The sequence below is a fragment of the Methylobacterium sp. B4 genome, assembly GCF_003201865.1.
Classification (GTDB): domain Bacteria; phylum Pseudomonadota; class Alphaproteobacteria; order Rhizobiales; family Beijerinckiaceae; genus Methylobacterium.
In genome coordinates this window covers 14528-33026 of record NZ_QJJJ01000020.1, presented here as the reverse complement: position 1 = coordinate 33026, position 18499 = coordinate 14528, and the positions used below count along the sequence as shown (strand labels likewise).

Sequence of the window (18499 nt, the reverse complement as noted above, 5' to 3'; positions counted from 1 at the left end):
TGCCGGGTTCAGCGCGTCGCGACGCGGCTGATGACGAAGGTGTTGCCGGAGAACTGGACCTGCCCGGGCGCGCTCATGTGCTCCAGCATCAGGCGCAGGTTGCGGCCGAGGCGGGCGGAATCGGAGCGGGTCTCGTACCAGTACTCGGCGCTCGCCCCGCTCGCGCGCACCGGGCGGTGGTGCTCGTAGCAGCGGAAGGCGGCCATGTACTCCTCGGCCGCCTGGACCTCCTGGGCCGAGAAGCCGCTCAGCTTGACCGTGTAGGCGGTGGGCAGGCCGCCGCAGGCCTCGCCGCCGGGCGCCGCCGCGACCGCGCCGGGGGAGGGCGGCGGAGCGCCGGGAGCGCCGTCGAGGAGGGGGCCCGCATCGGCGCCCCGGCGGGGAGCCACGACGCCGTCGAGCTTGGCCGTCAGCGCCGCCGCGACGTCGCCCGCGATCCCCTTCGCCTCGGCGCCGACCCGCTCCAGCAGGCAGTCGCGGTCGCACCCTTGCGGCAGGGGCGGGAGCTGCACGCCCGCCACCTCGAACGAGCCCAGCGACTGGCCGGTGCGCACGTTGAGGAGGCGGCCGGGAATGCGCACCTCCGGCCGCACGATGTCGGAATAGCCCGATTTCGAGGCCGAGGCGTAGATCTGGAACACCGCCACCACGTCGAGCGGCGGGTTCTGGACGGCGCGGGCCACCTCGATCAGCTCCGCGTCCCGGCGGCGCACGCGGTTGGGCTGGGTGAAGCCCATCGCCACGGCGGTCTCGTCGTAGACGTTGTAGCCGCGCAGGTTCATCGTCTCGGCGAGTTCGGCGATCACCCGCTGGAAGATGCGGTTGCCGCGCGGCACCGAATCCTCGTCGGCATCCTCGCCCATCACCACGACGTTGGGCTTGGCCTGGGCGAGGGCGGGAGCGGCGAGGCCGAGGAGGCCGAGCGAGAAAAGGGCCGAGGCGGCGAAGGCGCTGCGGAGGGCCTTGAGACGGGCATGCGACATCGGGATTCTCCTGAAGGGCAGGTCGGCGTTCATTCGGTGCAGGGGAGCGGCGTCGGGGCCGCGTCGAAATCGTCGAGGTCGAGCGCGCGGGCCAAGCGCGGATCGGCGAGCCCGGAGCCGGCGCAGGCCTGCTCCGATGCGGGCAGCACGAAGCGCAGGCCCCCGCGGCGAGCCGGCGCGATCAGGCTGACCTCGACCCGGCGGTTGACCCGCGAGCGGGGCGCGGCCGGATCCTTCGGGCGGCCGGGTCCCCAGCCGTGGACGCGCAGGCGCTCCGGGGCGATGCCGTAGGTCTCGACGAGATGCGCCTTCACGGCCCGCGCCCGGGCGAGCGACAGGCGGCGGTTGTAGGCGAGGCCCCCGGAGGCGTCGGTGTGGCCGGCGATGAGGAAGCCGTGGCCGGCCAGCGCCCGGTCGCGCAGGGCTTCGCCCAGCGGCTCGAGCTGGATGCGCGCCTCCGGCGTCAGGCGGGCGCTGTCGTAGGCGAAGAACACCGTGAGATCGACCGAGCGGGCGGGATCGACCCGCAGGGGCGGGCCGCCATCGCCGGGCGCCACCGCGAGCGGGGCGCCGGGATTGCCGTCGGCGAAGGGGGCGAGCGAGCGGATGATCGCGGTGGCGTTCGGGTTCAACGCCCGCGCCTCGGTCTCGGCCTCCGCCCGCTCCGCCGCCTCGTCCCGGGGCGGGGGCGCCTCCTCCGGTGCGGGCGGCCGGGACCCCGGCACCTCGGTCAGCGGATTGGCCTGCGCGGGCACGGCGAGCGCCAGGACGAGGCCGGCGGCCAGCATCAGGCTCGCGCGGCACGGGCGGCGCATGGACGCCCCTTGCTTCTGCATGGGCACATCGTGGGTCCGCATCGTTCCCCCCCTCGTCCGTCCCGGGCCTTGCTCCGGCCCCTCACACCCTGACCCGTGGGCGAGCCAGAGCGGCTTTCGCGCTCGGGCGACGAAAATTCTTCGTGGTGCGCTCAGCGCCCGCGCAGGATCGCGTTCATCCGGGCCGGATCGAGCGGGCCGTCCGCGGCGGGGGCGGGCTGGGCCGCGGTGGAGGGCGTAGCGGGCGGCGTGGTGGGCCGCGCGCCCGGGTCGGTGGCGGCGACCGGGCGCCCCTGCGCCGCCGCGATCCGCGACAGGACCGGGCTGCGGCCCAGGATGGCCGAGAGCCGGGTGGCGTTGTTGAAGCTGGTGGTGTCCTTCGGGTCGAGGCCACCCTCCTTGTGAAGGGCGATGCCCGCGACCGAGGCGTCGAACATCAGCGAGCCGGAGGATCCGCCGAGCGTGTCGCAGCGGTGGCGCAGGTCCGGCCCCTCGGCCTGGTCCTTCAGGGCGAAGCAGCGGAAGCGGCTCATCACCTTCGGGCGCCCGAGGGGGTGGTGGATGACGAGCATCGAGCGGTTGCCGGGCACGGCCTCGCCCGAGAGCCGGGCCGCACCGTAGACCGCCGTCGGGTTTCCGGCGACGCGGGCCAGCGCGTAGTCGAGCCGGGCATCGTGCTCGACGGGCTTGGGGTCGATCTCGAAGCGCCGCGAGCCTTTGCCGTCGAGCGTCAGGTAATCCATCAGGATCGAGGCCTTGACCGGGGTCAGCTCGCCCGATTGCGGCAGGCAATGGTGGTTGGTCAGCACGTAGTCGCCGGGCAGGAGCGTCCCGGTGCAGGAGGCGCCGACCTGCTGGCCGCTGCGGGTGTTGCGCAGGACGATGTCGACCCGGCCGATTGGGCGGGCGAGCGCCGCCAGCCCGTCCTTCGGGTCGAGTTCGGCAATGGGCTCGAACGCGCCCTTGTTCTGATCGACATAGGCCGCCGCGTCGCCCGTGGTCTGGCGCAGGGGCAGCTGCGCCCGGCCGTAATCGGCGGGATCGAAGCCGACGCTCTGCGCCCGCGCGGGACCGGCCGCGCCGAGCGCGAGCAGCAGGCAGGCGCCCAGCCGGGCGCGCCTCCGCCGGATCGGAACCATCGTCTTCCTCCCTCTGGCCGGCATCGCGGTCCGGTCGGACGGCGCGGGGGCGGACCGCATTCCCATCATCGTGTCACCGTGTCAGTGCGTGGAGGAGGCGGGAGCCGGGCGTCGGCGCGCCCGCCTCCGGGATTGCTTGGACGGCGTAGACGAGGTTCTGCCGGGCGCCCTCGCGCAGGAAGTAGCCCTGCGCGCCGTCCGCGAGCCGCACCGGGGGCAGGGCGGCGCCCCGCAACTCGGGGCCCACCTCGATCCGCAGGCCGGGCGCCTCCGCCCGCACGGCGAGGCCGCACAGCTCCGGCGCGAGCCGGCTCGGGGCGAGCCGTCCTTCGGCCTCGACCGCCACCGGGCGCCGCTCGGGCGGGTCGGCGCCGAAGGCGACCCGGCGGCAGGACGAGCCGGGCGGCGCGCGCAGCTCCTCGACGCGGAGCGCGGCCGGCTTCTCGACCGGAGCGGGTTCGGGAACGTTCGGCGCCGGAGCCGGCGCGGCATTCGCGGCCTGGGGCGGAACCGTCTCCGTCACCGGAGCCTCGACCGGGCCGGCGACGGGAGCCTGCCGGGCGCCGAGGGCGAGGGCTGCCGCGATCCCGGCGGCGGCGAGGGCGCCCGCCGGCAAGGCGAGGCGCCCTCGCCGCCGGGCCGCCGGCCGAACCGCTTCTCCCGGGCGCATCCCCGTCTCCAGCGCCGCCAGCGCGGCCATGATGGAGCCGGCCGGCAGGAAGAGCGGATCGCCGGAGCGGCCGAGGGCGCGGATCGCCGCCTCGGCCTGCGCCCGCTCCGGGCCCTCGGGCAACAGCACCGCGAGGCGCGCGTCCGGCGCCTCGGCCAGCAGGGCGCGGGCGCGCTCGATCTTGTCGAGGAGCGCGTAATCGCCGGGCCGCACCGCGAGGTCGAGATCGACCGCGCCGGTGGCCCAGAGGATCAGCCCGGCCTCGGCCGGCTCCGCGGCGAAGCGGGCGCCCCGCGCCGCGAGCCCGTGGGCGAGGCAGACCGGCACCTCCCAGGAGCGGCCGGCATCGAAGGAGCCCGAGAGGCGCAATTCGTGCGGCGGGAGCGGGCCGTCCGTGAGCCGGGCGAGCGGCCCGCCCGCCGCGCAGAGCCGGGCATAGTCGGCCGACCAGGGCAGGGGGCGGTAATCGCCGTCGGCGAAGGCGGCCGGCGCCGGCAGGCCCGGCCGGGCCTTGAGGGCGCGCAGGTGGAGCGGGCCGCGGGTCGTCGGGATCACGACGAGGATGGCGGGTCCGCTCATGCGGCGGCGAGCCCGCATCGACGCGCGCACCCGATGGCTGTCATCCGAGAGGTGGGACCGGGCCGGACGCTCACAGCAGGAACACCGCGCAGGCCGGGTCGCGCAGCATCCGGCCGAGCAGGGCGGCCTCCGGCACGGCCGGATCGAGGGCGAGCAGGATCGCGCCCTCCACCGGTTCACCGAGGTCGAGCCGCACCGCCGCGTCGCCGAGCCACGCCTCGATCGTGCGGGGCATCGGCGCCTGCGCCCCGCGCAGGATCAGGAGCGGCGGCGCGCCGTCCTCACCTTCCAGGATCTCCAGCTCGAACGGGCCGACCCGGCGCCGCAGGAGGGCGCCGTCGGAGGCGGCGGCAGCGAGCGGCGCGTGGGCGAGCGCCTGGGCGCCGAGCAGGGTCCGGTAGCGCCGGGCGGTGTCGGGATCGCTGCGGATCGCCCGCTCCAAGGCGAGGTCGACCGGCTGCCCGGGCGCCCGGATGGCGTGCGCCCAGAGCGCGGCGTGGCTCGGCCGGACGGCCGGGCCCTTCGCCCGCACCAGGGCGCGGGCCGCGTGGAGTTCGGCGAGAAGCCGGGCCTCGTCGCTCACGCCGCCTCCCCCGCATAGGCCGCGGTCAAGGCCTCGGCGAAGACCGCCCGGTCGGCCGCGAAGGCCGCCTCCAGCGGGCGCTGCCGGTCGAGCGCCGCGAGCGCCCGCTCCAGCCGCCCGGCTTCTTCCGCGAGGCGCAACAGGGCGGATGCGGCGGCGGCGAAGCCCGCAGTGAGGGCGGCGCGGTCCTCGAAGCCGGCCCGGCGCACCCGGCGCAGATCCGCCTCGGCCGCCTCCAGGGCGGCCTGCGTCTGCGGGGAGAGCCCGTCGCGCTCGGCGATGGCGAGCGCCGCGGCGATGCGCAGCATCCGGGCGAGATGCGCCGCGAGCGCCCCGGCGCGGGCCTGCAGGTCGGCGTAGGTCTCGGCCTCCGTGCAGGCGGCGCGCTCGGCGAGGTCGGCCCCGCCGCCGCCCCGGCGCAGGCGGTTGGCGATGCCCGATTGCACGCGCCCGAAGCTCGCCGCCCGCAGGGTCGTCAGCGGGCGGGTGCGGTGGAACGGCTCCAGGCGCAGGAAATCGGCCAGATCCTCGCGCTCGGCCCCGGTGAGGATCTTGGGGCCGTCCGGCCACGCGGCGAGCAGGGCGGCCAGGGCCTCGGCGGGCTCGGCGGCGGTGAGGTCGGCCAAGCTCGCGTCGAGGCGCTCCTCCCAACCGTCGGCGGCGGCCAGAGAGGCGGCCGACGCCAACCCCTCCAGGCCGTCGAGCAGGTGGGCCCCCGCCTCGAAGGTCACGAAATGCTCGGCCACGGTGCGGAAGCCCGGCCGCTCGCCCCCGCGCATCTCCTCGCGCCAGAAGGCGAGGATGTCGTCGTCGCCGAAGGCACGGCGCCCGGCCAGGAAGACGAGGATGGCGCGGAAGCGCCGCTCCAGCGGCGCGAGCGGCAGGTGGGCGTTGCGGTAGGCCGCGCTTTGCCGGGCGAGGCGCTTGGCCAGGAAGGCGGCGCCCTCCGCGTCGGGCGAGGCGGCCAGCTCGTCGAGCCAGCCGGTGACGGTCGCGAATTGCGCCAGATCCTCCGCCGTCAGCACGAATTCGGCCAGCGCCAGGAGCCGGGCGAGGCCGGACCAGCCGGTGCGCCAGCCCCCGTCGAGCACGAGGCCGCGCGCGTCGGTGGCCGCATTCCCGGCAAAGCGCGCCTCGACCGCGGCGGGCGTCGCGAGGCCCGGATCGAGGGCGAGGGAGACGAGGGCGCGCCCATCCCGGGCGCCGCCGGCCCGCGCCAGGGCGGCCAGCGCGTGGGCGAGGTCCCAGAGCGGCTTGTCGCGGTTGGGACGCACGGCCCCGGTCACGACGCGGGCGAGCCAGGCGCGGTCGGCCCGGGAGAGGTCGCGGCCCTCGCCCACACCCGCAAGGTCGGCCGCGCAGCGCTCGTCGTATCCGCCGGTCATGCGCCTCCCGGTGCCGGGGCTGCGCGCAACCCCTTGTGATTCCTCGATTCGCCGTATGGTTATCCCGAGCCCGGCCATCCGTCACCCTCCGGCGGCGCCCGGAAGGCGCGGCACGCTTCGTCCTGGGCCGGCCAGAGCCCGATCCGCGCGGGCCCTCAGATGAGCAGGAAGACGAGGAGCGCGGCCACGATGAGGAAGGCGCTCCAGACCAGGACCGGGCGCCGCCCGCCCGAGAGGACGCGCAGGATCATGAAGATCAGCAGTTGCGCGATCACGAGGAGCCGCAGCAGCCGCAGGAAGGTGCCGGCCGCGTGCCAGGCCGTGCGGTCCCCGGGCACGTAGCGCGCCTCCTCGCTCGCGGCCCCCAAGGCGGCGAGCGCCACCGTCAGGATCGCCACGAGGACGAGCCGCTCGCCGGCGGCCCGGCGGCGCCACGGGGCGGCGATCTCGACGGCGTAGAAGCTCAGCACCGGCGTCACGAACGCCGCCGCGACGGCCAGGGCCCGCATCGGCGCCGGCCGCCCGGTAAGGCCGGGGCCGCGGGCGAGCCGGACGACCCAGAGGAGATGCGCGACGAGCACGCCCGCGAGCACGACGAGGGCGAAGAGGAGGAGCCAGAGCGTGACGGCCAGCGCCGGACCGTTGACGAACATGCCTGAAGCGGTCCTCTCCCCCGAGCCCGGAACGGCGGCCGGACATCAGCGCGGGAGGATGTCGGCCTCGCGGGCGATCCCGACCATCGCCTCCTGCATCTTCCCGTCATCCACGTCGCCCGTCAGTTCATAGAGGGCGTCGTCGAAGGCCTTGTCCTGGCGGGCCATGAAGGCGCGGCGCGTGTTCAGATCCCGCGGGAAGGGGCTCGGGAACTTCGCGATGCCGCGCCGCACCGCCGCGGCGTGGCCGGGCAGGTCCATCGCGTCCAGGGCGTCGGCGACGTCGGGGGCGAGGCCGCCGGAGGAGTTGAAGAAGAACTGGTGCACCGAGCCGTTCAGCATCTCCGCCTGGAAGATCTCGGTGACGATGATCCGCCCGTGCGCCGTCGGCAGGGCGGCGAGGCGGGCGGCCACGGCCGGCGGCGTTCCGTAATGGTCGAGGCAGCGCCACAGGCCGCCGGTGAGGAAGCGCAGGCGGTCGTCCGCGTCGGTCCCGGCCCGAAGGGTCTCGTAGGACGCCGCGAGATCGGGGGAGCGCTCGACGCGCCGCACCGCCTCGTCCAGCGGGCGCGGCAGCGCCCGGAAGCGCTCGGCGAGGCGGTCGAGGGCGGCATCGAGCGCCGGGTCGCGGATCTCGCCACCGCCGTCGCTCCAGCGGGCGTAGCGCTCGGCCTGGGTGCCGTAGCGGGGGCCGAACAGCGCCGCCCCCTCGCGCACCAGGGCCGCGTGCTCGGAGAGCCCCGCGCCGTCCAGGGTCTCCAGCACGTCGTCGAGGAAGACGCCCTCCGGCAGGACGAAGAAGCCCTTGAGGCCGGCCCCTTGCGCGGTCCAGTGGTCGAAGGCGGCGAGCATCAGCACCGGCCGCTCGCCGGGTCGGAAGCCCGCGAGCCCCCGCTCCAGGGCGGCCCTGAGCTTCGCCGCCCCCGCCGCATCGAGGCTGTCACGGTCGAGGCCCGGATCGCGCCCTGCAGGATCGGGGAAGAACACGTCCGGCAGGCGCAAGGGGAGCGCGCGGTTCTCCACCGCCATCGCCAGGGGATAATGGCGCAGGCGCTCCAGGTCGCAGGACGCCGTCGGCGTCGGCGCGCAGGCAACGGGCAGCGCGAAGGCGGCCCCCGCCAGCGCGACGAACGCCGCCCCGACGGCGCGGCGGCGCCAGGGGAGGGCGGCCCGCCTCACCGCACCACGATCCGCGCGCTTGCCTCGGTCACGCCCGGCGTGCGGCGGATCCGCTCCAGCAGGTCGAGCACGTCCGGCGGCTGCAGCAGCGCGGCGTCTGCCCCCGCCCCCGGCGCCGCCGCGCGCCAGCGGGCCTCCAGCTCCGGCGGCAGGCCGCCCTCGACGCCGAAGCAGGCGAACAGGTTCTCGAAGGGCTCGGCGGCGACGATCTCCTCCAGGCCGTAGCCGCGGGGATAGCGCCGGGTGTCGCCGGGCCCCAGGGGCGCCTCCGAGACCGCGTTGCCGCGCACGGGCAGGGCAACGAAGGCGGTCTCGTCCGGGGCCACCACCCAGCAATAGAGGTTCTGGCGCGACTTCGACTCGATGCGCATCTCCAGGCGCTGGCCGCGGGCGAAGGGCGCGGCCGTGGCCGAGACCGCGAGCCGCCCTCCGTCCGTGCGGGCGCTGGCGGCGAGGTGATCGAGGAAGGGGCGCGGGGTGGGGTCGCAGCCCAGGCCCTCGATGCCGATGCGGCGGCGCCCCGTGGGGGCGAGCACGGCGCCCTCGCGCCCGAACTCCAGCTCCAGGTAGGAGGCGCCGTCCCGCTCCGTGCGGAAGCGCCCGCTCGCCGTCAGGACGCCCTCGGCACTTCCCTGGCAGGCGGTGCCGGGCGGGCGGCGGCGCACGTCGAGGCGGGCGCCCTTGAGGATGCGGTTGGCCGAGCGCGCCTCGGCATCGAGCGCGATGACGAGGCGGTCGGTGAGAGCCCCCGCGCAGCTCGAATGGCCGCCCTCGGCCACGAAGGGGCAGACCTCGATCGTGCGCGCGTTCGGCGCGGCCTGCTGGAGCGCCCGCACCGCGCCCTCCATCACCGCGTCGATGTCCGAGACGCCGGCCCCGACGCGGATCGGCACGATCAGGGGCTCGCTCGTCGCCTTGCAGGCGGCCGACTTGGTGATCGCCTGGAGGCGCAAAGCGGCGGTCTCGCCGGCCCGGCGCGGCTCCACGAGGAAGACGCTGGCATCGCCCGCGAAGGCCTGCCGGATCTGCGCCTCGGCCTCGGCTCCCGAAAGCCCGGTCGTGCCCTCGCGCAGGGCCTTGATCCGCACCACGTCGGCGGCGGCCGCGAGCCGCACGCGGCCGCTCGCCTGGAGCCGGCTCTCGACCGCGAGGCGCACCTCCTCGGCCTGCTCGCGCGAGAGCGCGGTCTGGCCCGGCTCGACGCCGACCACCGCCAGCGTCAGGTCGGGCCGCCCGGCGCAGGCCGCCACGGCGTCGAGGAAGGGGGTGAGCGCGGCGGTTGCGGGATCGGCGCGGGCGGGCGCGGACAGGATCAGGAGCGCGGCGAGGAGGAGGAGCCTCATTCCGTCTCGTTCGCCCGAGCGTACTGGTCAAGCGCCCGCACGAAGACCGGGTTGAAGCGCCCGTCCAGCGCCCCCGAGTAATAGTCCGCCTCCTTCACCGCGCGCTGGACGCTGCGGATCGTCTCCGGCTTCAGCTTCTGCGCCGCCGTGTCGGTGGCCGAGACGGAGGCAGCGCCGAGTTCGCCCTTCTTCAGGGCCCGCAGCACCATGTCGGCGGAGCGCACGCCCGGGAAGAAGCGGCCGAAGCCGTTGTCGATCAGCGTGGCCATCGTCGCCATTGCCACGGGGTCGCCCTTGTCGGCCGCGCGCCGGAACAGCTCGAAGCCCTGGCGCAGGTCCTTCGGGAAGCCGTAGGCGCCGGTGGCGTAGTGGGGCACCAGCTTCGAGATCGAGGGCACGTCGCCGCCCTCGGCCGCGCGCTTGTAGAGCGCCACCGCCTGCGCCTCGTTCTTGGGGATGCCGTTGCCGTATTCGAGCATCCGGGCGGCGTTGGCGAGCGCCACCACGTTGCCGCCCTCGCCCGCCTGCCGGTAGAGCCGGAAGGCCTCGCCCTGCGCGCGCTTCACGCCCTGGCCGTTCTCGTAGAGCGTGGCGAGGTTGTTCATCGCCGAGACGCTGCCCGCCTTGGCCGCCCGGTCGTAGGCGGAGAACGCCTCCTTGGAGCGGTCGGCCCGGTCGTAGGCCCGGCCGAGCTGGTAGGCGAGGCGGCGCAGCTGCGGATAGGCGGCGGAGGCCCCGCGGCAGGCCTCGATCGCGGCCGACGCCTCGATCCGCCCGAGCTTGACCCCGCTCACGCCGTTGGGGCGATCGGGATCGTCGGTGCCCGCGGCGAGCTCATCGCAGCGCTTCACCCGCGGGTCGGTGCTCGGGTTCGCGCCGCCGAGATAGCCTTCCGCGATCGAGCGGTAGGCGCAGACCTCGCCGCAGGAATCGAGATAGGCCTGATACTGCCGGGCGCTGCCGAACCGCGTCCAGTTCTCCTGGTCGATCGCCGCCGCGTCGCGCTTGCGGCCGGCGAGCAGCCGGTCCATCGCCTGGGGGCGGTAGGCGCAGGTTTCGCCGCAGGCGCCGACATAGGCCTCGAAGGCCTCGCGGGTGCCGAGACTTTCCGCGCGCCGCCACGCCGCCTCGTCGCGGATCGCGGCGACACCGCCGGACACCGCCGCCACGGGCAGCGAGGCCTTGAGCACGATCGGCGCGTCGTCGATCTCCGGTACCTGCTCGCGGCCCGAGGCGCGCCGCGCCGCCTCCTCGACCTCGCGGGCGAGGTAGCGCTTCAGCTCCGGCCACTCGACGAGTCCGTCGCCGCCATCCGGCCCTTCCTTCGCATCGGCCAGCCCCGAGACGCCCATCAGGAAGCGGCTGGTGAGGAGGCCGAGCCGGTTCGGCTCGTCCCAGTTCGCGGGGCTGGCGCCGGAGGTGGCGACCAGCCGCACGATCCCGCTCTGCGCCTTCGGCCGGGCCGGCGCGAAGCCGGGCGCCGAGACCGCGAGCAGGCTTTCGCCCTTGCGGCCGGTCTCGCCGGTGAAGCAGGCATCGACCATGACCACGAGCTGGCGCTCCGCGCCGATCTTGCGCTTCACGAGGTCGAGGTTGCGGTAGAGCGTCTCCAGGCTGTAGCCGCTCTCGCCCTGGTTCGGGTTGCCGTCCTCGGGCAGCAGGAAGGGCTGCTTGGTGGCCAGATCCGGCACGCCGTGGCCGGAATAGTAGACGAAGACGTTGGAGCGGCCCTCGCGCACGTTGCGCCAGAGCCGGCCCGATTGCGGGTTGCGCTCGGTGCCGAAGACTTGGTTGAACTCGTTGAGCGTCGCGTCCTTCAGGACGAAGACGTTGCTCTCGCGGTAGCCGAGGCGCTCGGTGAGGTACGCGCGGATCGCGTCGGCGTCGTTGTGCGCGTAATCGACCGGGACCGTCTGCTTGTAGCTCCGGTTGCCGATCACCACCGCGACCGAGTCGGCGTTGTCGGCGAAAGGGGCCGGATCGGGGGCCGCCCGCGCCGGCAGGGCGAGGGAGAGCATCGTCAGAAGCGCCGCCGCGGCCGATCGGATGGCCCGGATGGATGCCTGTCTCGCCACAATCGTCTCCCCGTCGGTCTTCGGGATTTCTGTCCTCGATCGGGGCGCCGCCCGGCGCCGTCCCTGCCCGGGGCAGGGTTAGCCCGGCGAGGATTGGGAAACAATGTCGCCCCGGGCACCGGCGGGCGGCTCGATCGCGACCGGCCACGGGACGCACCGAGCGCATCGGCTGCGCGCCCGACCTTGGTCGAATCCGGCTTCAGCATCCCGCGATCACCGCGAAGATCAACCCGAGGGCGGCCAGATGGAGGGGCGAGAGCGCGGCCAGCAGCATCGCGTTCCGCCCTACGGCAGGTAGAGGCCGCGCCCGCAGCGGCGGACGCGTCGGGCCTCGACATAACCCGTATAGCGGTTGAACACCTCGACCGTGCGGTAGAGGCAGTACCGGCCCGAGTTGCGGCCGTTGTAGTAGACGCCGCCGTTGTCGAGATCGACGCCGAGGAACTCCTGGTTGCTCCGGCTGGCCGGCTCCCCGGCCGCTTCCTGCGAGAGGGCCGGCGCCGTCGCGAGGACCAGACCGACGAAGGCGAGGATCGAAACCGTTCTCATGGTGCATCTCCCTGACGAGGCGGCATCGGCCGCCCTCGCCTGGGCCATGGACGGGCCAGACCGGTTTTCGCGGGGGACGCTTTCGCGGGAGCGATTTTTTCGTGCGGACCGGCCCGGCGACGCTCTCCGGAGCGACGATCCGCTCAGGCCCGCGAGGCGCGCAGGCTCATGCGCCGGACGCCCGCCCAGGTCAGGATCGCGGTTGCGGCGAGGAAGGGCAGGGCGACGATCAGGCTCGCCAGCGCCTCGTTGCCGAGCAGCACCGCCAGGGCATCCCGCAGCGCGATCAGAAGCAGGGCCAGGGTGACGAGGACGAGCAGGAGCGCGGCGCCGAACAGCAGGACCAGCGCCGCGAGCGCGCGCAGGTTGCCGCGGATCTCGATTCGCGCCAGCCGAAGCAGCCGGCCGAGATGGGCCGCACTCTCCCGTACGGCGACGAGGATCAGGACGGCGGTCGTGCGCGGGTCTTCGTCCGGTCGGACCTTCAGGTCGCTGCGCTCGCTCACAGGCGCTTCCTCGGCCGCATCCCAACCCCCTCGCGCTCCCGGGGAGCGCCGCTCAGTTCATGCTTCGCCATAGCAGAACGATGATCGCAAATCCGAAGAGGTTGTAGCCCAGTGCCCACAGGAGAACGATCTGCAGGGCCCGCTTCGAGGAGGAGGGCTGGGGGCCGGACGACTTGGCGATGGCCGGCCTCTCCGCGTCGCGTTCGGGCGGCCGGCGAACCGGCTGCCGCGGTCCCGGCTCGGCAAGGAACCGGGTCAGGCATTCGGGCAGGGGACGTTGAGGCGAGACATCGTCGGCCATGGCTTCAACCTGAGCGATGTCCTGCGGCGGCGCAACGCCCGAGATCGGCGCTTGGCCCGAGATCGGCGCTTGGCCCGAGATCGGCGCTTGGCCCGAGATCGGCGCTTGGCCCGAGATCGGCGCTTGGCCCGAGATCGGCCTTGCGCAGGGCCGGCGGCCTGAACGATGTTTCGAGGCGCGAGGTTGAAGAGAAAAATAATTCCGAGGATGCGCCGATGCCCCGAGAGTGCTGGCTATACGACACCTTCCAGGGCGAGTTCCGGATCGAGCCGACCTCTCTGGCCGGCCGGCCCTGCTACGCCGTGCTCTGGGACAACGAATTGCTCGGCTGCTTCGAGAGCCCGGAGATCGCGGCCACGCATCTGGCCTACGGCCAGATGCGCCGACCGAGCTGCGGACTCGATCTCAGCCGCCTCGGCCTGCCGCCGGCGCTGGCCGCCTGGGTCTACGTTCCGCCCTGCCACGCCTCCTACGACCACCAGATCGTTCCCGAGGCGGCCCGGCATCCGCTCGGCCGCTAGCGCGCTTTCCGACGAAGCGGACACCGGTTCGTCGAAAGAAGCCGCGGCACAACAGAGGTTTAGATGCACCCCGGAGGACTGAGCCCGCTCAGCCCTCCGCCTTGTCGCCCTGCCCCTCCTTGGCACCGCCCCGCGGATCGGTGCTGTCCTCGCCCGAGACCGTGCCGGAGCTATGGCCCTGCGGGGTCAGGCGCGGACGATCCGGCGCCTCGACCTCCTCCGGCTTGCCGCCCTCGTTCCGCTTCGACGGGTCGCTCATGATGCACCTCCGCCGGGCCAACCGGGCGGAGGGCGGAAGGGTTCATGAGAACGGTTCATGAGACGCCGCGCCTGGGCGCAGGGCGGCCGGGGCATGTCAGCCCAGGACCTGTCGTCGGTGCGGGCGGAGGGCCACAACACCCGCAAAAACAAGCCGCGAACCGGCGCGCCGTTTAACGTTCTGGTTGTCTTGCCCCGACAATCGCGGCAGGAACCGGTCCGGCGGCGCGCGGGCGCCAAGCTCCGGCAGCCGCGCCCCCTCCGACGTGCACTCGTCGATGCGCACTCTTCGACCTGCGAGGCCTCGTCCCGTGACGCCGACCGGCCAGACCGTCTGCCTGTGCATGATCGTCAAGAACGAGGCGCACGTCATCCGGCGCTGCCTCGCCTCGGTCCGGCCGATCATCGACCGCTGGATCGTCGTCGATACCGGCTCGTCCGATGGGACGCAGGAGCGCGTGCGCGCGGCGATGGCCGGATTGCCCGGCGAGGTGATCGAGCGACCCTGGCGCGACTTCGCCCAGAACCGCTCCGAAGCCCTGGCGCTGGCGCGGGGCCACGGCGACTACACGCTGATCATCGACGCCGACGACGAACTGGTCCTCGCCCCCGGCTACGCGCTCCCCGCGCTCTCGGCCGATTCCTACACGATCGACATCACCTATGCCGGCTCGGCCTATCGCCGGCCGCAACTGATCCGCAACGCGCTCTCCTGGCGCTATCGCGGCGTCCTGCACGAGTTCCTCGACTGCCCGGAAGCGGTGACGCAGAACCATCTGCCGATCCTGATGCGCATCCACCACGAGGGCGCCCGCAGCACCGATCCGACGACCTATGCCAGGGACGCCGCCGTGCTGGAGCGGGCGCTGCGCACGGAAACCGATCCGCTCCTGGTGGCCCGCTACACCTTCTATCTCGGCCAGAGCTACCGCGATTGCGGGCAGTTCGCCGAGGCGCTGGAAGCCTATCTGCGCCGGGCCGAACTCGGGCACTGGGTCGAGGAGGTCTATGTCAGCCTGCTCCAGGCCGGGCGGATGATGGAGCGGCTGGGCCGCCCCCCCGACCTCATCCTCGCGACCTATGCCCAGGCCAGCGCGGCCGTGCCCGGGCGGGCCGAGGCCGCCCACGCCGCCAGCCGCCTCTGCCGCGTCCTGTTCCGCTACGCGCAGGGACGGTCCGTCGCCGAGCCGGCCCTCGGCCTGCCGGCACCGGCGGAGGGCCTCTTCGTCGAGAGCTGGATCTACGCCTACGGCCTCTACGACGAGTTCGCGGTCAACGCCTATTGGTGCGGGCGCCACCGCGAGTGCCTCGACGCGTGCCTGCGCGCCTTGCAAGGCGGGCAGGTGCCGGAGGCCGAGCACCGCCGCTTTCTGGCCAACATGCGCTTTGCTCTCGACAGGCTGCCGCCGGCTCCGTGACCGCGAGGGGGCGCGGCCCTCAGCGGCGGCGCTCCCGCGCGGCGAGGGCGTGCACGAGGGGCACGCGCAGATCCGCCGCCGCCCAGGGCGTGTGCGCCTCGGGCGGCGGACCCGCCATCTTGGATCGTCGGTAGCGCCCCGCATCGAAATGCGGCGACGGGTCGAGGTCTCGCGCCGCCCCGAAGCGCAGGTGGTGCGCGAAGGGATCGCGGTTCGGGCCGATCTCGGCCCCGTAGCGGTCGAGGTAGAAGGCGAGATCGAAATCCGGGTTCGGCGCGACGCGCTGGCTGCGCCGATGGGCGAGGTAATGGGCCAGCGCGCAGGCCCGGCGCGGCAATCCGTAGGTCCGCGCGTACCAGTGCGGATCGAAGTAGCAGACCGGGCGGCAGCCGGCCCGTTCGCCGGCCGTGAGGTAATGCACGAGCGGGTTGCGGTCGGCGCCTTCGAGATAGCGCTCGCGATACCAGAGCGGGTCGAAGTAGAGGTTGGGCCGCCGGCCCTCGCGCCAGCCGAAGCGGCAGAAATGCTCGATCGGCTCCGCCGCCTCCCGCATCACGTCGGGGGCTTCGAAGAGGTAGAGCGACTCGTCGAACAGCCCGGAGCCGGCGATCAGGCGCCGCTCCCTGAGCAGCCGGATCTGCGCGGTCCAGGCACGGGCCGCCGCTCTCCACCGACGAAGCCGCTGGGCCATCACATCCGACTCGGCTGAGGCCGCACGGGCTTTTGCGCGGCTGGGGACGGCCGCGGGCGGCCGGTCGGCGCGGCCCGGGCCGGGATGCGGGCGAGCCCGGCGGCGAAGCGCGCCTCGCAGCGGGTGCAACGCGGCGCCGGGAAAGCCCGGCGCCGCGCGGTCTCGTCAGGCGACGCGGCGCCCGAAGCCGAGGCGGGCCCGCCAGCGGTTGCCCGCCGCGCGTTCCGCCGCCCCGGCCTGCGCCAACCGGTCGAGGCGCGCCCGCACCGCCTTCAGCTTGGCCCCGGCGATCACGTAGGGCGCGCAGCCCCCCTCATGCGCCATCGCCGCGAAAGTCGGGTGCAGGATCAGCGGCACCCCGCCGTTCTCGAAGAAGCCGCGGTTGTCCACGTCGAGGTAGCTTTCCGTGGGCATCCCCTCGGCGAGCAGGAGCGCGTGCTGCGCCAGCTCGACGTGCAGGTACTCGACCGACGGGACCGCCACCCGCGTGATCGTGCGATCGTTGACGAGGCAGATCGCGGGGATGAGGACGCCGTCGCAGTAGAGGCCGTGGCCGGGGGAGACGACGAGATCGCGCCGCGGCAGCCCCCCGCCGAAGGCTCCGGCGGCGATCCGCACCGGGTGGGCGCTCGCCGGCTGCGGATGCGTCCGCAGGTCGAGGCGGCGGCGGCCGATCCAGCGCACGATGGCGACGGCGCCGTCGGCGAGGCGCACGGCGTCGCTGGGCCGCAGGTTCTCGATCGCCGTCTCGCCCTCGGGCGTCGCGATGCGGGTGCCGGGCGTGAAGCAGATGACCGGACCCGTCGGGCCGGTGGCACCCGTCGCGCCTGTATCGCCCGTGGCTCCCTGCGCACCGGTTGTGCCCGTCGCTCCGGTCGAACCGACTGCGCCCGTGGCACCCGTCGGACCAGCCGAGCCGGTGGCACCCGTGGCGCCGGTCACACCTACTCCCGTGGCGCCCGTCGGACCGACCGAACCCGTTGCACCCGTGGCACCGGTCGCGCCCGTGCCCGCGGTGCCCGTCGCGCCCATATCACCGGTCGCACCCGTGGCGCCTTGGATACCCGTGGCGCCGGTTGCGCCCGTGGCCCCCGCCCCCGTAGCGCCGGTTGAGCCCGTCGGACCGACCGAACCTGTCGCGCCCGTGGCACCGGTCACACCCGTCGCGCCCACTCCTGTCGCACCCGTGGCACCGGGCGCGCCCGTGGCACCCGCTCCCGTGGGGCCCGTCGAACCCGTCGCGCCCGTATTACCGGCCGCGCCCGTCGCTCCGGTGGCGCCTTGGATACCCGTCGCACCAGTCGCACCCGTGGCACCCGCTCCCGTCGGACCGACCGAACCCGTAGCACCCGTGGCACCCACTCCTGTCGCACCCGTGGCGCCCGTCGCTCCGGTGGCACCTTGGATACCCGTCGCACCGGTCCCGCCTGTCGGACCGACCGAACCCGTCGCGCCCGTAGCACCCACTCCTGTCGCACCCGTGGCGCCCAGCGCTCCAGTGGCACCTTGGATACCGGTCGCACCGGTCGCACCCGTGGCACCCGCCCCCGTGGGGCCCGCCGAACCCGTCGCGCCCGTATCACCGGTCGCGCCCGTCGCACCCGTGGCACCTTGGATACCCGTGGCACCGGTCGCGCCCGTGGCGCCGGTTGCACCCGTCGGACCGACCGAACCCGTCGCGCCCGTGGTACCGGTCACACCCGTCGCGCCTACTCCTGTCGCACCCGTGGCGCCCGTCGCTCCGGTGGCGCCTTGGATACCCGTCGCACCGGTCCCGCCCGTCGGACCGACCGAACCCGTAGCACCCGTGGCACCGGTCGTCCCCTGAATACCTGTCGCGCCTGTGGCGCCGGTCGCACCCTGAGTGCCTGTGGCGCCCGTGGCACCGGTCGCGCCTACGCCCGTGGCACCCGTAGCGCCGGTCACACCCTGAATACCTGTTGCACCCGTAGCGCCCGTGGCACCGGTCACGCCCTGAATACCTGTCGCGCCCGTGGCACCGGTCGCGCCCTGAATACCGGTTGCACCCGTGGCGCCGGCCGCACCCACGCCCGTGGCACCCGTGGCACCCGTGGCGCCGGTTGGACCCGTCGGCCCGGTCGCACCCGCAGCCACCGGCACGACGACCCGGCCGTAGGATACTCTATAGAAGGCTGTCGTGGAGCCGGACGCACCGCCGGCCGCCGTGGTGCCGGACGTGGTCGGACCGGCCAATCCCACGGTTGGCGCCGCTCCGCCCAGCGCCGAAACGGAATATTGGGCGGAGCGGCTGTCGAAAGCGGCCGTGTTGGATGTTTGAGTACCGCTCGGTACGACGTAGGCAACGATGCCCGTTCCGTTGGCAGGATCGTAAGTACCGGCCGGCAAAGTCGCCGTGTACGACCAGATGTTGTCAGTCGTTCCAGGGCCTCCGGATGTCGACGTTCCGACGGGAAAACTCGAAAGAGTCGAACCTATAAAGTTTCCAAGATCGGTTGCCGTCGAGTTACTATAAAACAAAACTGTCTGAGCGGTAAAAGATCCGCCACCACTATTGGTCGGACTGACGGATGCCCCTTTGAGAGTAACGACACCGCTTGCCATCTGAGTCCAGCCCCTGCTTCCGCCACCCGCCGAATAGACTTCGGCTTTGCCGCGACGTTGGGCCTGACAGGCACCTTGTCGTTCGAAGCGGATGATCCGCAAGCTAGCAGTCCTCACCTCTGATTGAAATATGATGAAAATTTATCCCCTGATTGTGCCCATGGCGCAACATCGGGTTGTGACCACGTTTCGACATCGGGAGCCGCGTGAGGCCCAGCAGGAGCCCGCACGGATCGATCCGGCCGTGGAAAACCTGCCCGGCATCGAT

General features: G+C 73.7%; 18 protein-coding genes. 2 read left to right on the top strand and 16 right to left on the bottom strand.

From position 1 onward, the window contains the following. Positions 1-8: 8 nt before the first annotated feature. The 13 genes from BY998_RS19135 to BY998_RS19075 form a co-directional block, all read right to left on the bottom strand. Positions 9-983, bottom strand: a complete 975-nt coding sequence (locus BY998_RS19135; protein WP_110353239.1) for a hypothetical protein — start codon at positions 981-983, stop codon at positions 9-11. 29 nt (positions 984-1012) lie between these two features. After that, positions 1013-1819 carry an OmpA family protein gene (locus BY998_RS19130; RefSeq protein WP_245421653.1) on the bottom strand — a complete coding sequence of 269 codons (807 nt, stop codon included), beginning with the start codon at positions 1817-1819 and terminating at the stop codon, positions 1013-1015. A gap of 131 nt (positions 1820-1950) precedes the next feature. Further along, positions 1951-2937, bottom strand: coding sequence for a serine protease (locus BY998_RS19125; RefSeq protein ID WP_110353236.1), 987 nt, complete (start codon positions 2935-2937; stop codon positions 1951-1953). Between the two features lie 73 nt (positions 2938-3010). Then, positions 3011-4186, bottom strand: coding sequence for a hypothetical protein (locus BY998_RS19120; protein WP_110353234.1), 1176 nt, complete (start codon positions 4184-4186; stop codon positions 3011-3013). Between the two features lie 70 nt (positions 4187-4256). After that, positions 4257-4769 carry a hypothetical protein gene (locus tag BY998_RS19115; RefSeq protein ID WP_110353232.1) on the bottom strand — a complete coding sequence of 171 codons (513 nt, stop codon included), beginning with the start codon at positions 4767-4769 and terminating at the stop codon, positions 4257-4259. Beyond that, entirely contained in the window at positions 4766-6154 is a 1389-nt protein-coding gene (locus tag BY998_RS19110) for a hypothetical protein (RefSeq protein WP_110353230.1), read from the bottom strand. Before BY998_RS19110 ends, BY998_RS19115 begins: the two co-directional genes overlap by 4 nt. 155 nt (positions 6155-6309) lie before the next feature. After that, entirely contained in the window at positions 6310-6807 is a 498-nt protein-coding gene (locus BY998_RS19105) for a hypothetical protein (RefSeq protein WP_110353229.1), read from the bottom strand. A 45-nt stretch (positions 6808-6852) separates the two neighbouring features. After that, positions 6853-7986 (bottom strand): DUF4375 domain-containing protein, encoded by a 1134-nt coding sequence (locus tag BY998_RS19100; RefSeq protein ID WP_110353227.1) that lies wholly within the window; start codon positions 7984-7986, stop codon positions 6853-6855. Next, positions 7983-9329: a hypothetical protein gene (locus BY998_RS19095; protein ID WP_110353225.1), complete on the bottom strand. Its 1347-nt coding sequence runs from the start codon at positions 9327-9329 to the stop codon at positions 7983-7985. The genes BY998_RS19100 and BY998_RS19095 overlap by 4 nt, the downstream gene beginning before the upstream one ends. After that, positions 9326-11404 (bottom strand): caspase family protein, encoded by a 2079-nt coding sequence (locus BY998_RS19090; RefSeq protein WP_245421652.1) that lies wholly within the window; start codon positions 11402-11404, stop codon positions 9326-9328. The genes BY998_RS19095 and BY998_RS19090 overlap by 4 nt, the downstream gene beginning before the upstream one ends. Before the next feature lie 285 nt (positions 11405-11689). After that, positions 11690-11953: a hypothetical protein gene (locus BY998_RS19085; RefSeq protein ID WP_110353223.1), complete on the bottom strand. Its 264-nt coding sequence runs from the start codon at positions 11951-11953 to the stop codon at positions 11690-11692. 143 nt (positions 11954-12096) lie between these two features. Then, positions 12097-12459 (bottom strand): phage holin family protein, encoded by a 363-nt coding sequence (locus BY998_RS19080; RefSeq protein ID WP_110353222.1) that lies wholly within the window; start codon positions 12457-12459, stop codon positions 12097-12099. Positions 12460-12511: 52 nt separating this feature from the next. Continuing rightward, entirely contained in the window at positions 12512-12760 is a 249-nt protein-coding gene (locus tag BY998_RS19075; protein ID WP_110353221.1) for a hypothetical protein, read from the bottom strand. 215 nt (positions 12761-12975) lie between these two features. Between BY998_RS19075 and BY998_RS19070 the strand changes: the two genes are divergently transcribed. Then, a complete protein-coding gene (locus BY998_RS19070; RefSeq protein WP_181425567.1) occupies positions 12976-13281 on the top strand; it encodes a hypothetical protein in 306 nt (101 codons plus the stop codon). An 88-nt stretch (positions 13282-13369) separates the two neighbouring features. On the opposite strand, the gene BY998_RS24485 is transcribed toward BY998_RS19070, so the two are convergent. After that, positions 13370-13540 (bottom strand): hypothetical protein, encoded by a 171-nt coding sequence (locus tag BY998_RS24485; RefSeq protein WP_181425566.1) that lies wholly within the window; start codon positions 13538-13540, stop codon positions 13370-13372. Positions 13541-13850: 310 nt separating this feature from the next. Here BY998_RS24485 and BY998_RS19065 point away from each other — a divergent pair, with 310 nt between their 5' ends. Beyond that, positions 13851-14957, top strand: a complete 1107-nt coding sequence (locus BY998_RS19065) for a glycosyltransferase (RefSeq protein ID WP_245421651.1) — start codon at positions 13851-13853, stop codon at positions 14955-14957. A gap of 19 nt (positions 14958-14976) precedes the next feature. Here BY998_RS19065 and BY998_RS19060 read toward each other — a convergent pair whose 3' ends face one another. After that, entirely contained in the window at positions 14977-15648 is a 672-nt protein-coding gene (locus BY998_RS19060; RefSeq protein ID WP_110353218.1) for a hypothetical protein, read from the bottom strand. Between the two features lie 165 nt (positions 15649-15813). After that, positions 15814-16680, bottom strand: coding sequence for a Hint domain-containing protein (locus tag BY998_RS25095; protein WP_280952921.1), 867 nt, complete (start codon positions 16678-16680; stop codon positions 15814-15816). Positions 16681-18499: the final 1819 nt, after the last annotated feature.